The sequence below is a fragment of the Natroniella sulfidigena genome, from assembly GCF_023223645.1.
Classification (GTDB): Bacteria; Bacillota; Halanaerobiia; order Halobacteroidales; family Halobacteroidaceae; genus Natroniella; species Natroniella sulfidigena.
In genome coordinates this window covers 63548-77743 of record NZ_JALKBY010000011.1, presented here as the reverse complement: position 1 = coordinate 77743, position 14196 = coordinate 63548, and the positions used below count along the sequence as shown (strand labels likewise).

The 14196-nt window shown below is 32.6% G+C and carries 14 protein-coding genes; 1 reads left to right on the top strand and 13 read right to left on the bottom strand.

Going from position 1 to position 14196, the window contains the following annotated elements; all coding sequences use genetic code 11:
• Nucleotides 1-139: 139 nt before the first annotated feature.
• The 5 genes from MWH28_RS08525 to MWH28_RS08505 form a co-directional block, all read right to left on the bottom strand.
• The gene (locus tag MWH28_RS08525) at nt 140-571 is read right to left on the bottom strand and encodes a Fur family transcriptional regulator (protein ID WP_248618936.1); all 432 of its coding nucleotides are present in this window, start codon (nt 569-571) and stop codon (nt 140-142) included.
• A 46-nt stretch (nt 572-617) separates the two neighbouring features.
• Nucleotides 618-1469: a metal ABC transporter permease gene (locus tag MWH28_RS08520; protein WP_248618935.1), complete on the bottom strand. Its 852-nt coding sequence runs from the start codon at nt 1467-1469 to the stop codon at nt 618-620.
• A gap of 2 nt (nt 1470-1471) precedes the next feature.
• Nucleotides 1472-2239 (bottom strand): metal ABC transporter ATP-binding protein, encoded by a 768-nt coding sequence (locus tag MWH28_RS08515; RefSeq protein WP_248618934.1) that lies wholly within the window; start codon nt 2237-2239, stop codon nt 1472-1474.
• Between the two features lies 1 nt (nt 2240).
• Nucleotides 2241-3242: a metal ABC transporter solute-binding protein, Zn/Mn family gene (locus MWH28_RS08510; protein WP_248618933.1), complete on the bottom strand. Its 1002-nt coding sequence runs from the start codon at nt 3240-3242 to the stop codon at nt 2241-2243.
• A 171-nt stretch (nt 3243-3413) separates the two neighbouring features.
• Nucleotides 3414-3878 (bottom strand): hypothetical protein, encoded by a 465-nt coding sequence (locus tag MWH28_RS08505; protein ID WP_248618932.1) that lies wholly within the window; start codon nt 3876-3878, stop codon nt 3414-3416.
• A 512-nt stretch (nt 3879-4390) separates the two neighbouring features.
• On the opposite strand from MWH28_RS08505, the gene MWH28_RS08500 reads away from it, so the two are divergent.
• Nucleotides 4391-6262, top strand: coding sequence for a methyl-accepting chemotaxis protein (locus tag MWH28_RS08500; RefSeq protein WP_248618931.1), 1872 nt, complete (start codon nt 4391-4393; stop codon nt 6260-6262).
• A gap of 149 nt (nt 6263-6411) precedes the next feature.
• Here the strand turns inward: MWH28_RS08500 and MWH28_RS08495 are convergent, their stop codons facing one another.
• The 8 genes from MWH28_RS08495 to MWH28_RS08460 all read right to left on the bottom strand — a co-directional run bounded on the left by MWH28_RS08495 (nt 6412) and on the right by MWH28_RS08460 (nt 14117).
• The gene (locus tag MWH28_RS08495; protein WP_248618930.1) at nt 6412-7452 is read right to left on the bottom strand and encodes a peptidoglycan DD-metalloendopeptidase family protein; all 1041 of its coding nucleotides are present in this window, start codon (nt 7450-7452) and stop codon (nt 6412-6414) included.
• Between the two features lie 689 nt (nt 7453-8141).
• A complete protein-coding gene (locus MWH28_RS08490) occupies nt 8142-8558 on the bottom strand; it encodes a hypothetical protein (RefSeq protein WP_248618929.1) in 417 nt (138 codons plus the stop codon).
• Nucleotides 8548-9159: a CbiM family transporter gene (locus MWH28_RS08485; protein WP_248618928.1), complete on the bottom strand. Its 612-nt coding sequence runs from the start codon at nt 9157-9159 to the stop codon at nt 8548-8550. Before MWH28_RS08485 ends, MWH28_RS08490 begins: the two co-directional genes overlap by 11 nt.
• A gap of 183 nt (nt 9160-9342) precedes the next feature.
• Nucleotides 9343-10260 carry an ornithine carbamoyltransferase gene (gene argF, locus MWH28_RS08480; protein ID WP_248618927.1) on the bottom strand — a complete coding sequence of 306 codons (918 nt, stop codon included), beginning with the start codon at nt 10258-10260 and terminating at the stop codon, nt 9343-9345.
• Nucleotides 10261-10326: 66 nt separating this feature from the next.
• Nucleotides 10327-10770, bottom strand: a complete 444-nt coding sequence (locus tag MWH28_RS08475) for a hypothetical protein (protein ID WP_248618926.1) — start codon at nt 10768-10770, stop codon at nt 10327-10329.
• Between the two features lie 307 nt (nt 10771-11077).
• Nucleotides 11078-13201, bottom strand: coding sequence for an anaerobic ribonucleoside-triphosphate reductase (nrdD, locus tag MWH28_RS08470; RefSeq protein ID WP_248618925.1), 2124 nt, complete (start codon nt 13199-13201; stop codon nt 11078-11080).
• Nucleotides 13202-13216: 15 nt separating this feature from the next.
• Entirely contained in the window at nt 13217-13669 is a 453-nt protein-coding gene (gene nrdR, locus MWH28_RS08465; protein ID WP_248618924.1) for a transcriptional regulator NrdR, read from the bottom strand.
• A 307-nt stretch (nt 13670-13976) separates the two neighbouring features.
• Nucleotides 13977-14117, bottom strand: a complete 141-nt coding sequence (locus tag MWH28_RS08460; protein WP_248618923.1) for a hypothetical protein — start codon at nt 14115-14117, stop codon at nt 13977-13979.
• Between the last annotated feature and the right edge of the window lie 79 nt (nt 14118-14196).

Below are 14196 nucleotides of genomic sequence, written 5' to 3'. Positions count from 1 at the left end.
AAGTAGCTCAGATCGCTCAATCAAAAACCTTATTCTGGAAATTCCAAAGTAATAATAACAAATATAACCCTCTATGTCAAGTTACAATTTATGGAAATTAGTTTTATTCTTGTCTACTCCTCTTCAACCAAAATAGCTATTAATCACCAGTCTTTTTTTGACAATTAGGACAGATACCATACATCTTCATTCTATGTTCTAAAATAGCATAATCTGTTTTCTGATCTACTTCAGCTTCAAACTCCTGCAACGGACAATCTAACGGCTTAATCTCTTCACAATTAACACAGATTAAATGATGGTGATGTTCTCCCTTAATTAACTCAAATTTATTTTCCTGTTGATCAAAGTTTAAATTTCTAACAATCCCATTAGCTTTAAAACAATTGAGATTTCGATAGACAGTCGATAGCCTTAAATTAATCCCTTCTTCCTCCAATTCAACAAATATTTCTTGAGCCGATAAAGGTCTTTTAACCTGTAGTAATACTCTTAAAAGAGCAGCTCGTTGTTTAGTCCATCTAATTCCCTTGTCCTTTAATCGCTTTTTCCACAAGATTAATTCATCCATCTTAACCCCTCATTTGCTTCTTCAATTTTAGTAATTAACCTTTAATTTAACTGTCTTTAGCCTCTATTTCTAGATTTACAGTTTTATTCTGATAAATTATTTTTTTAATAGTTTTATATAAAATCACCCCTAATAAATAAACTACACTAGCAATGATAATAGTTCCTCCTGGTGCTAAATCATAATAAAATGAACCGATTAAACCTGTATTTAAAGCCAGCATACTGAAGACCACACTATAAAAGATAGTCTGCTTAAAGCTCTTAGCTACTTGTAAGCTTGTAGCTACTGGTAAGGTGATTAAAGAAGAGACCAACAAACTACCAATAACCCTCATTGATAAAGAAATAGTAATCGAGACCAAAATCATAAATAAAAGGTTCAATAACCTAACAGGAACTCCAGCCAACTTTGCATCCTCTTCATTAAAAGCTAAAAAGAAAAATCCATAGTACAATAATATTATTATCCCAATAATTAATACTCCTAGCGGAATTACTACAAATAAATCCTGTCTGGTGACTAAAGATATACTCCCAAATAAGTAACTAAAGACCCCAGCATTATTATTACTTAAACTGATTAATATAGTAGCCATCCCTAAACCAACAGCCAAAATTATTGCTAAGGATAACTCAGCATAATCCTTATAATCCTTCCGTAGCTTTTCAATTCCCAAGGCTGCTAAAATTGAAAATAACAAAGCAGTATAGATAGGATAAATACCCAAAATCATTCCAATAGTTACCCCTGCTAAAGCTACATAAGATAAAGTATGCCCAATTAATGACAGTCGCTTTAAAACTAAAAAAACTCCTACTAATGGACAGATAATTGCTATAATATTACCAACTATAAAGGCTCGTTGCATGAAAGAATAACTAAAGATCTCTAGCATTATTAATTACTCACCACCTGATGACTATGTTCTGGAACTAAGATGCTACTATCTGTTTTAATCTGATTAAGATAAGCAAGATAATCAAACTCTTCAGTTTGGTGAAGATAGATTTTACGATTAGAAAAACAGGCAATCTTATCAGCTTGACTACTGATCATATTGATATCATGGGAGATCATGATTATTGTAATCCTTAACTCTTGATTTAATTTCCCAATTAATTGATAAAAATCATCCTGAGCTTGAGCATCAACCCCTACTAACGGCTCATCTAACAAGATTATTTCTGGATCATTGACTAAGGTTCTAGCAATAAAGACCCTCTGTTGTTGACCACCAGATAACTCACCAATCGTTCTATTTTTAAACTCTAACATATTAACAAGCTCCAAAGCTTGCTCAACTTTCTTATTTAATCTGTTGGTTAAAAACTTAAAGATTCCCATCTTTGAATAGAGGTTGGCCCCTACAACCTCCTTAACAGTAGCTGGAAAACTACCATTAAAATCTCGTGCCTTCTGAGAAATATACCCTACCTTTGTCCAGTTACTAAACTTTCCTATGGGCTGACCTAAAAGTTTAATCTCACCTTCTTTAAAATCTAAACTACCTACCAATAACTTCAACAAAGTACTCTTCCCTGAACCATTAGGGCCAACAAAGGCGATAAAATCACCTTTATTAACCTCCAAACTAATATCATCTAAAATAAGCTTATCATCATATTTAAAAGATAGATTATTAACCTCTATCACTTTTTCTTCCATTTTAATCCACCAATGCTTTCTCTAAAGTTTCAAGATTCTTTCTCATAATTGAAAAATAATCCTCGCCAACTTCTACATCTTCTGATCTTAACCCTTCAATCGGATTTAAGGTTAGCACTTCCAAATCAGCTTCTTCAGCTAAGACCTCTGCTGTTCTAGGGCTGGCTAATACCTCTAAAAAGATATAATCTAAACCATGCTCCTTAACCTCTTTGGTTAATTGGGCCACCGTCCCAGAACTTGGCTCTTGGTGTGGACTGACACCTGCTACAGAAAGCTCTTGCAAGCCATATCGATCAGCCAAATACTGAAAAGATGAATGAGAAACTAAGATATAATCACTCGTTCTATCTGCCAATCCCTCTTTATACTCTTGATCTAACTTTTCTATTTCTTGAGCAAAGTGATCATAATTAGCTTGATAAAACTCTTGATTTTCTGGATCTAATTCACTTAACTGATCTACTAGTCCTTCTGCAATCAATCTCATATTTATTGGATCTAACCAGATATGTGGATCATAATCCCCATGACTATGTTCATCAATTCCATCTTCATGACTATCTCCATGCTCATCTGCTTCATTTTCATCTTCATGACTGTGATCATGGTCATGATCATCATATTCTAATACCTCTACAAATTTACTAGCATTAATTGTCTTAACCTCTGTATAGCTTAAATTCTCTACCAATCTATTCGCCCACGGCTCTAACTCCAATCCATTATATAAAAATAGATCAGCCTCCTCCATTTGAGCAACCTTGCGGGGTGAAGGTTCATAGCTATGTACTTCTGTCCCATGAGGGACAACAAGTTCAGCATCTACCTTATCACCACCAATCTTATTAACAAGATCATATAAAGGATAAAAACTACTATAAACACTCAAATTTTCTTCTGATTTCTCCTGTTGCACAGTTTCTTCCCCTCCAGTACAACCAACTGCAATTAGACTTATCATTAGCAAACTGATGAACAAAAAGAACCCTGATTTTTTCATACCTCTCCCCCTTTTTGCAAATGATTTGCATCTAATCTATCTATATGTTATAAAACAGAAATTATAATGTCAATATTTACTAAAAAATAATTACTACTATAAATAAAAAGTTGCCAGCTGGCAACTTTAACTAACGTTAAATTATGAAATTAATTTTAAATCTTACCTCTATTAACTCAAATTATCTACCTTAACTCCTAAATCCTTTTCTTTTATATTTCTATCAATCATTCTCGCTCGATATAAATCAAATGCTTGTAAAGTCTTTTTAGCTAAAAATCGATTCTCCTTAATTGATTTAGCCAAAAACATAAGTTTATCAGCAAAATTCTCTCTTTCAGCTTCAGTGGCTATTTTAATTTGATCAAAATCTATCTTTTCTACACTTTTTAATTCATCTAACTCATCTATCTGTTTCAATTTTTCCAATTTGGATTCTTTTTTCTTTTTCTCCATTTTTATTTCCTCTATTTTTTCTTTTAGTTCCTTAATCTTTTCTTCTTTACTCTTCCCATCTTGATCACTATTATTTTCAACAGCTTCCTCTATTACCTGTTCTATCTCTTTCTTTTCTTCTTCATCAATTTTTCTTAAAATTTCTAAAGCTCGCTCTTCTAGATCTTTATCTTTAATCATTATATCCCTCCAGGTATAAGTTGTTTTAAAATCCAGTAAAAGAACTAATTATATTATTTCACCAAAATTAGAATTACTCCTTTTTATTAAATCAAACCAATCTAAAATAATTCTTCCATAACTATCTTCTGTAAATAAGTTTAATATCCAATTAATAAAGATCCATACTAATCTTTCTTAGTTATAATTAAAACTTAGTCAAATTTTAATACTTTCTTAATATTGTTAGTATATAATATTATTTAAAAGATAATATATAGTTTTATTTGTCAATTAGGAATTATTTTATAACATATTTAATTCATTTTGTAATATTTTTGATTTATTTATATAATTATGATATTATATTCTAATAGTTAGCTTATAATCTAACATAAATAGATATAATTTCAAGGGAAGAATGTATACTAAAGGGGGGGATTATTGCTAACTAAATTGAAAGCATTTAAATCTAAACAAACAATTGATAACACGCTATTATTTAATAACTTAATATCTCAGGAGGTTATAAAATGTCACTTAAAGAAAAAATAGAACAAAGCATTGGTCTCAAAATTATGTTTATTATAGCTATATCAAGTATAATTTTATTTTCATTAATTATCTTAATATCTAACTCTATTGTTACTGATAGAATATTTGATATATCTAATAATAATTTCATGATAACTACAGAACAAAATGCTGATTTTGTTGAACAATGGTTTGAAGAAAGAAGATCTCAAATGCAAGACTATGCTGCTTTATCAAAAGTCAAGAGTATGGATTGGGATCAAGCACAAGATTATTTAGAACAACGTTACGAAGAAAATTCTGATATTTTCGAAAATTTATTTCTGATAGATGAGTCAGGTAATTCTACTTCCACAGATGGAGCAACTAGCGATTTAAGTGAGCGAGATTATTTTCAAGATCTAATGGCTGGAGAAACTGTTATTTCAGAGCCGGTTATCTCTTTGCTCACTGGAAATCCTATCACAGTAGTTGGAGCTCCAATTAAAGAAGATGGAGAAGTAATAGGTGCAATAGGAGGCTCAATTAACTTAAATAATTTAACTGAATTCATTTCTAACATCGGAGTCGATCATCAAGACTCTTATTCATATATAATTGATGAAGAAGGAACTTTTCTTGCTCACCCTAACTCCTCTTTTGTATTAGAAGAAAGTATTACAACTTTAAACGGAACTGCAGATATAGCAGATGATATATTAACTAATGGAATGGGACGAGTAGACTACACACTCAATGGTGTGACTACATATGCTTATTTTTATGAAATTCCTGAAACTAATGGTTGGAGAGTAGTTACTCGAGTTCCAGATGAATTTATCCACGAACCAATAACTAATATCAGGAATATTTTAATTTTAATGTTAGTTATTTCTTTATTGATCTTACTATTTATAGGATTTAAGGTGGGGAATTATTTTGGTAATATTATAAATGGAGCAGCAAGTGATTGTGAAACTATGGCTAATGGTGATTTTACTAATATTGTTGGAGAAGAGTTTACTACAAGGAAAGATGAATTTGGTAGGTTAGCCCGAGCATTTAATAAAACAAATTCAGCTATGCAAAATGTGATAACTAATATCTTAGATAAAATTGAAAGCTTATCAGCTTATAGTGAAGAATTATCTGCTTCAGCAGAGGAAGGGAATGCCACTATAGAAGCCACCAATGATTTAATAGATAATATGTCAGCAGGTATTCAACAAATTTCGGCTAATGCTCAAGAAGTAGCTGGTTTTTCTCAGGAGGCTAACTCTCAAACTAATATAGGTAGTCAAAATATTGAAGCTACCGTAAATAATATCGAAGAAATTAATGAAGTGGTTGAAGAAACAGTAGCGGTAATAGATGACTTAGATAATACATCAGAGGAGATAGGAGAGATAGTTGATTTGATTACAAATATAGCAGAGCAGACTAACTTATTAGCATTAAATGCAGCTATAGAGGCAGCTAGAGCTGGAGAACATGGCCAAGGTTTTGCTGTTGTGGCTGAAGAAATAAGACAGCTAGCTAGTGAAACTGCTACAGCAACAGATAAAATTGCTACCTTAGTTAACAGAACTCAAGGACAATCTAATCAAGGAATCAAGAAGATAAAAGAGGTAGAAACAAAAGCAAAAGAAGGTCAACAAATTGTAGAAAAAACTGGAGATATATTTGATGAGATTAAAAGTTCAGTTAAAGAGACATCAAGTCAAATAGAACAGACTGCAAGTGCTACTAATGATCTAGCTCAAAGTAGTGATAAGATTACAACTGCAACAGAAGATATAAATAATATGTCTGATGGAATCTCTAGCTCATCACAAGAATTAGCACAAATGGCTCAAGAGTTACAAGAATTAGTAGGTAAATTTAAGGTGTGATTATTTGAATAAAATGGCCTATCGTCTACTTTAGGTTAAGTCTAAGTTTAAGTTTAAGAATAAGTAAAATCAAAAAAAAGTAACTCTCTTTAAAGAGAGTTACTTTTTTATTCTCTAGATAATAAAAAGAGAATGGAGTTCCATTCTCTTTATTCTAAATAATCCTTAGGATTAGCTGGGTCTCCATCTATTCTGATTTCAAAATGGACATGTGGCCCTGTACTCTGCCCTGTACTACCTGCCCTAGCAATTACTTCTCCTTGTTCAACTCGCTGACCAGATCTTACTGATAATTGAGAATTATGAGCATACAAAGTCACAACTCCATTTCCATGATCAATTGTCACTGTCTTTCCATAACCTCTAATCCAACCACTGCTTAATACTTCTCCAGCTCTAGTTGCTTTAACAGGTGTTCCCTCAGGAACTGCAATATCAATTCCATTATGGAATTGTCGTTGATTTGAAATAGGATTTACCCGCCAAGCAAAACCAGAAGTTATCCGCCCTTCAACTGGCCAAATAAAGTCTCTTTCTACTGATTCAACGTTTTCTGAAGTCTCTGGTAAATTAATCATCAACTTCGGAATCGTAATTTTTTGTCCAGGAATAATTCTATCCGTTCTTAGATCATTTTCTTCTCTAATTCTGCGAACTGTAGTATTGTATTCTCTAGCAAGTCTTTCCAAAGTATCCCCAGATCGAACTTGATATTCAATAAATTCATAAAACTCTGTAGTACTCACCCCACCCAAGCCACTTTTAGGAATAATTAACTCCTGACCAATTTGCAAAATATCAGAACTAAGGTCATTAGCTTCCCTAATTACATCTAACGAAACTCCGTATGTATTAGCTAAACGAGATAAATTATCCCCTCTTCTTACTGTATGCTCATCAAAGCTAAGGGCTTGTTCTAACCTAGCCCAGGTCTGACTTCCTACAACACCATCATCAGGAAGATCACTATTTCTTTGAAAATCCTTTATTGCTTCTTCAGTTGCTTCTCCAAAGATACCATCAATTATTATTTTCTCTCCTAGCATAACTAAATTCTCTTGTAATTCCCTAACATCATTTCCCCGCATACCTCTTTGTAATACCCGCTGATTAGCTCTAGCAACTCCAACTGTTGAACTGATAATTATTGTAACTAAAACAAGTAAGACTATTAAACGATCACGCTTCACTTTTTAATCCTCCCTAGTTTACATTAATTTACATCTTTCATTTCTCATCACCTTTAATATTCCATAAATTTAATATTATATTCACTACTAATTTTAGTACATAAAAATCTCATTTATTCCAATCATTATTTATTATTAATTGAAATAATAGTAAAGTTATTTTATTATCCCCCCTTTTTTTAATTGACACTCTAATTCAAAATCCGACAATTATAAATGGACAAACCTGTTTGTTAAAATTATATCACTCTTTTTAACCACTAACAATAGAATAAAATTCCACTTTTAATTATTTCTCGATCCAGATAGTTTAATCCTTCTTGAAATCAATTAACCTTATAATAAAATTGATATAAAGCTTCACTTTCGTTCGTGTAATAATGTGTTTTTGTAGGGGCGAATCTTGTATTCGCCCTTGTTTTAGAGAAATGCTTACTTAGGGTGAACACAAGGTTCACCCCTACATGGAAACCAATGATATTTGTAGGGGCGACTCCCCGTGGTCGCCCTGGTTTTACGGGCAGACCTACGAGTCTAAAAATCAAGACTCTTCGTGAAAACCATAGAAACCATATCCACAGGGACCTGTCCCTACAAAATTATTTTTCCCGCCATATCAAAAGTGCCACATTATTAAAACAAAAAAGTTGTAGCTAAGAATAACCTCAACTACAACTAATATTTAATCCTTAATTGTCCTTCTTCTTGCTAATAAAATTTGCACTAACTCCGATAAATAACAAAATACCAATCCCTAGTAAAGCTCTTGCCCAGCGTGGAAATCTCTCTTCAGTTATTGGTTCATCACTAGTCCATTCAGCTCGATGACCATAAGTATCACTCGAAACAATTTTATAGGGTTGAAGTTCAGGGTCAAACTCAAATCCCCCTTCTAAATCAGTTTTCCCCTCTAAAAGAACCTCTTCATCTTGGTCATACAGGACAACATCTACTTCCATAGCTTTAGTCCCATCATCAAAGCCAACTACTACATAATCCTCACCAACCTCTTCAATCAACATCCGATGTGCTAAAGCATCTTCTATAATAATAAAACTGAACATTAAACTGAAACAGATAATAAGCAATAACTTCTTACTCTTCATCATAGATATACCCCCTATTCTTCTTTGATAAAGCAACAACCAATAAAGCAGTAACTACCCCTTCTCCTAAAAATATAGGCAGATGTACTGTAGTTAAAGAGATTGCTACACTAGCTGGATAGTCCGACAAGTATAAACCAACAGAAGCAACGGCAACCTTAACTAGCATAGAACCAGCCCCTGCTAGAAAAGCAAAGACCCCTTCTAAAAAATTATTCATTTCTAAATTCTTTCTAAGTCTAAAGATATAATAACCACTCAAAGCTCCCATAGCAAAGTTTAAGGTATTAACCCCTAAGGTAGAATAGCCTCCATGATTAAATAATATTAACTGTAAAAATAGAGCAACTAAAACCGATAAAAAAGATAATGGACCTAATAAGATTCCAGCCAACCCTACAAATGAAAAATGAACAGTTGTCATTCCGACTGGAATATGGATTAAAGAAGCTACAAATAAAACAGCTGTTACTAAACTCATCTTAGGAACTAATTTAAAATCAGCCTTTTTTTGTCGAGATGATAAATAGTATAGTAAAGCACTACCTCCATAACTTGCTAATAAAACCCCTTCTCTAACAACTCCATCAGGCAAGTGCATCATAAACCCTCCTTTTATCCAGTGTCACTTTTTTTTATAATGTGTTATTTAGACAATTTCGCCATTTGACCTAAAATTCCTTCATATTTTTAATATTAAATAAATTTTATTTTTTCTTGTTGTCTGTTGGTCTATTTTTAGTTACTGAAATAAAAGAAGCTGCCGCTTAAGCGGCAGCTTCTTTTATTTCATCAGCTTAACCATAATTGCTTTTTGAACATGCATTCTATTCTCTGCTTGATCAAAAACTACTGACTGCTCTCCATCTATTACATCGGCTGTTACCTCTTCACCACGATGAGCAGGTAAACAATGCAGGAAAATAGCATCATCTTGAGCTACATTCATAACTTCAGTATTAACCTGATAATCCTTAAAAGCCTCTTTGCGCTCTTCTTTCTCTGCTTCATCTCCCATACTGGCCCAGACATCAGTATATAAAACATCAGCTTCTTGAGCTGCTTGTAGCGGATCAGTTACAACTTCAACTTGACTACCACTCTCTGCAGCCCACTCTTTAGCAACCTGTAAGACTTCTGCATCAGGTCGATAATCACTAGGTGTAGCAATTGAGATATCCATTCCCATCTTAGTAGTAGCTAACAACAGTGAATGGGCGACATTATTTCCATCTCCAATATAAGTCAGCTTTAAATTAGAGAGTTGGCCCTTATGTTCATAAACTGTAAATAGATCAGTTAAGCCTTGACAAGGATGATAAGAGTCTGTCAGTCCATTGATTATAGGAATTGAACCATGTTCAGCTAATTTTTCTACATCACTATGAGCAAAGGTTCTAATCATAATTCCATCCAAATAACGTGATAAAACCTTAGCAGTATCACTGATTGATTCACCTCGTCCTAGTTGAATATCATTAGAACTTAAAAATACCCCTTGACCCCCTAATTGATAAATTCCAACCTCAAAAGAGACTCTAGTTCTAGTAGAAGATTTAGCAAAGATCATTCCCAAACTCTTTCCAGTTAATAAATTATGAGCAATACCTTCTTTATTTTCTTCCTTCAACTTCTTAGTTAAAGAAAACAATTCATTAATTTCTTCTTTTTTTAGATCTTTTATCGTTAATAAATGCTCCATTTTATTCTCAACTCCTTTTTAAATAATTATACATGTAACTTAATAAATATTCAAGTTTTATTTCCGCTACCACCTAACAATTTCAATCTCAACTTTTAAGGTTGAATCCTGCTGTACAAAATCACTAGGATAGATGTTACCATGTTTAGTATTATTTAAAATAACAGTATATGCACCTGGTTCCAAAGTAAACCTTTGTGCTTCTCCATCATCAGTAGAAATAAAAAGACCATACTCTCTAAACTCAGGATTATCGATTATATCTCCAATAAATAAATCTTCTTCTAAATGTTTTTGATCAATCAGTAACCATTCAACTACTGCTCCTTCTAACCTCTTACAACTGATCTTTACATTAGTCTTTTGATCTAGCTCAAAATCATACATACTATACTCTTCAGCATTTAAGCTAACTTGTTCACTAACTAAAGTTTTATTAAAAAAATCCGTTTGATAAGTTACTATCACCAACAGAATAATCACTAATAAACCAACACTAATCTTCTTCATTTTTCATCTCCCTATCTATTTTATGTTTAAAACTGATACTATTACTATTTTCAACAAAAATTGTCTTTTCCCTGTATAAATAACTTTTTAAGCTAAAATAGAAAGTTGCCTCTGGCAACTAAGTCTAAGATTAAGTTTAAGTAAAACCAACAAATATAAACTGAGAAAAGTTATCATCACCTTTAAAAAAATAAAATTTAAAAGTTATTCCAACCTCTAAAAAACATAATTTCCTAAGCAATAAAAAAGTTCCTGCAATAAAGGTATATACCTTTATTGCAGGAACTAAATTTAAACTACTCTTAGATTAACACTTATCTAAATGATCTACTCTTTGATCATATTCAGCTTTTTTACCTGGTGCAAAACGATCTAACGTTGATAAATATCCAGTTACTCTACGCACCCTTCTTATCCGTTCACTACCACAGGATGGACAGTCATCTTCAGCAATAATGCCTGAGTGATTACAATCTAAACATTCGTCAATCGGGAAGTTAATCCCCGCATATCCCATATTAGATTCTTTCATTACTCGATGAATATTCTCTAATGCTGCTGTATTCTCTTCAATAGCACTTGGTAATTCAATATAAGAAATATGACCAGCATTAGTATATTCATGATAAGGAGCTTCTATCTTTACCTTTTCTTCAAAAGAAATATCATAATAAACTGGAACATGGAAGGAGTTAGTGTAGAAATCATGATCAGTTACACCTTCTATTTCTCCAAATTTATCTTGATCTAATTTAATAAACCGTCCTGACAAACCTTCAGCAGGAGTAGCATAACAAGTAAAGTTTAAATCATGCTTGTCACTTAATTGATCTAAACGATCACGCAAGTGTCCAATAATCTTCAATCCTAACTCTTGTGCTTCTTCGCTCTCTCCATGATGTTGGCCAATCAAGGCTTTTAAGCATTCTGCTAATCCTATAAATCCAATACTTAAAGTACCATGCTTCATAGCATCCTCAATACTATCAGTAGGCTCTAATCCTTCCGCATCAACATAAATCCCTTGGCCCATTACAAATGGTAAATCCTTTACTTTTAATTTTTTACAGACTTCATAGCGATGCATTAACTGCTCTTCACATAGATCAATCACCTTATCAAATTCATTGAAGAATTGAATTATACTATCAGATTTGATTCCTAACCTTGGTAAGTTAATTGAAATAGGAGCAATATTCCCTCGTGCTTCAGGAGTCGATTCACCATGCCTATTGCCCATTACCCGACTTCTACATCCCATATATGAGGCTCGATCATCATACTCTTGATTAAAGCTAGCATCCATGAAAGAAAAAGTAGGGTTCATTCTCCTTCCTGCTACCTCTAAAGCTAATTGATACAAGTCATAATTTGGATCTTCAGGATTAAAGTTAACACCTTCTTTTAATCTAAAGATCAAGTTTGGGAAGATAGGAGTCTCTCCATTTCCTAACCCTGCTTTAAATGCTTTCAACAATTGTTCATTAATCAATCTACCTTCAGGAGTAGTATCAGTTCCAAAGTTAATTGAACTGAATGGAACTTGGGCTCCAGCACGAGAATGCATCGTATTTAAATTATAAACCAATGCTTCCATCCCTTGATAAACATCATCAATAATCTTATCTAAAAGTTCTTTTTCAACTTCTGTAATAGTTCCTGCTTCTTCTTTTTCCTTTAATTCTGAATACCTTTCTGGAACATAATCGGACATAGTTTTATCAAACCACGGGAAAGCTTGCCCCCCATACATATCATTTTGACAGCTTTGTAAAATAATACAAGATAACATTACTGCACTAGAAATTCTTTTCGGCGGTCGAATATATCCATACCCAGTATTGAACCCCTCTTTTAATAATTTAGCTAAAGGAATTTGCATACAATTTATTGTTTTACCATAATAATCCAAATCATGAATATGTATATTCCCTTTCCGATAAGCTTTTACAATATGTTCTGGGATTAAATTAGAAAGATAATATTCTTTACTCGCTGCCATCCCTACTTGCAGCATCTTAGCCGAAGGAGAGTTTCCAACATTAGCATTATCTCTAATAGTCTCTTCTTCTACTTCAGATACCTGCTGCATTAAATCACTTTTAGCATGACGATAACGAGAACGTTTCTCTCGATATAAAATATATGCCTTAGCAGTTCTAGCATGTCCTCTTTCAATTAAAGCTTTCTCTACACAATCTTGCACCTCTTCTACAGTCGGTATTTCAGAATTAAGATTCTCCTCTACATAATTAATTGCTAGTTCTGCTACTTCTTTTGCCAGCTCTCGATCATGCCCCCCTACTTCTTGTGCTGCACCAAAAATAGCATCTACTATCTTAAGCTTATCAAATGGTGCTACTCTTCCATCTCGTTTCTTTACTTTAGTGAATCTTCTCTCTTCAGATCTTGCACTCATTCTTTTAGTCATTGATTATTCCACTCCTTAGTTATCTAATAATTTATCTAATTCTTTTCTGAAATTCTCAATATCCTTAAACTGACGATAAACTGAAGCAAACCTAACATAGGCTACTTCATCAAGTTGACATAGATAATCCATTACAAGTTCACCAATTACAGTACTCTCAACTTCACCTTCCATTTGATTTCTGATCTTCTGCTCTACTGAATTAACTACCCCTTCTAATTGTTCTCTAGATATTGGTCTTTTTTCACAAGCTTTGATCAAACCACTCATAACCTTATTTCTATCAAATCTTTCTCTTCTACCATCTTTCTTGACAACTATGATAGGAAGTTCATCTATTCTCTCATATGTAGTAAATCGTTTACTACAATCTAAACATTCTCTTCTCCGTCTAATTGTTGTATTATCTTCTGTAGCTCTTGAATCAACCACTTTACTATTAACCTCTGTACAATATGGACATTTCATAACTAAAACTATACCCCTCTCATTAAACTACTCCCCACACAAAAGAAAAGCACACAATATGTTGTGTGCTTGGAAATAATATCATACTATATATGATATGTCTAACTGTTATGCAATTTGTTTATCCCTATTTCAGTCAATTAGATTAGATTAAATTAAATTAGCTATTTTAAACTGCAAATTTTATTTTCCCTTGAAAATAAATATAACTAAGTTCAAGAACTAACTTCTCTTATAAATATTCAAGAGAGCTATTTAAAATCCTCTTTTTAAAGAATTCCTTTCTAAAAAAGAGAGCTTAGTCGCTTTATTTATCTGTAACCACCATCAATCTTATATTCTTTTCTGCTTTATCTTCATTCATTGCTTCTTCCATATTTCTTAATTTATCAACCTCATTTTCTGATAAGTTGGCCCACTTATCTTTAAACTTTTTTGAAAGATCCATTTTTTCTCCCTCCTTTATTATTTATATTTTCCAATTCAATTTTTTATATCCTACAATATCTAAAAAAAGTCTTATTTTT

What these genes read in the sequence shown, in the direction of transcription:
- MWH28_RS08525 (WP_248618936.1), bottom strand. Translation starts at nt 571, where the DNA reads ATGGATGAATTAATCTTGTGGAAAAAGCGATTAAAGGACAAGGGAATT.
- argF (WP_248618927.1), bottom strand. Translation starts at nt 10,260, where the DNA reads ATGGAGCATTTATTAACGATAAAAGATCTAAAAAAAGAAGAAATTAAT.
- MWH28_RS08510 (WP_248618933.1), bottom strand. Translation starts at nt 3,242, where the DNA reads ATGAAAAAATCAGGGTTCTTTTTGTTCATCAGTTTGCTAATGATAAGT.
- MWH28_RS08490 (WP_248618929.1), bottom strand. Translation starts at nt 8,558, where the DNA reads ATGAAGAGTAAGAAGTTATTGCTTATTATCTGTTTCAGTTTAATGTTC.
- nrdR (WP_248618924.1), bottom strand. Translation starts at nt 13,669, where the DNA reads ATGAAATGTCCATATTGTACAGAGGTTAATAGTAAAGTGGTTGATTCA.
- MWH28_RS08505 (WP_248618932.1), bottom strand. Translation starts at nt 3,878, where the DNA reads ATGATTAAAGATAAAGATCTAGAAGAGCGAGCTTTAGAAATTTTAAGA.
- MWH28_RS08520 (WP_248618935.1), bottom strand. Translation starts at nt 1,469, where the DNA reads ATGCTAGAGATCTTTAGTTATTCTTTCATGCAACGAGCCTTTATAGTT.
- MWH28_RS08485 (WP_248618928.1), bottom strand. Translation starts at nt 9,159, where the DNA reads ATGCACTTGCCTGATGGAGTTGTTAGAGAAGGGGTTTTATTAGCAAGT.
- MWH28_RS08460 (WP_248618923.1), bottom strand. Translation starts at nt 14,117, where the DNA reads ATGGATCTTTCAAAAAAGTTTAAAGATAAGTGGGCCAACTTATCAGAA.
- MWH28_RS08475 (WP_248618926.1), bottom strand. Translation starts at nt 10,770, where the DNA reads ATGAAGAAGATTAGTGTTGGTTTATTAGTGATTATTCTGTTGGTGATA.
- MWH28_RS08500 (WP_248618931.1), top strand. Translation starts at nt 4,391, where the DNA reads ATGTCACTTAAAGAAAAAATAGAACAAAGCATTGGTCTCAAAATTATG.
- nrdD (WP_248618925.1), bottom strand. Translation starts at nt 13,201, where the DNA reads ATGACTAAAAGAATGAGTGCAAGATCTGAAGAGAGAAGATTCACTAAA.
- MWH28_RS08515 (WP_248618934.1), bottom strand. Translation starts at nt 2,239, where the DNA reads ATGGAAGAAAAAGTGATAGAGGTTAATAATCTATCTTTTAAATATGAT.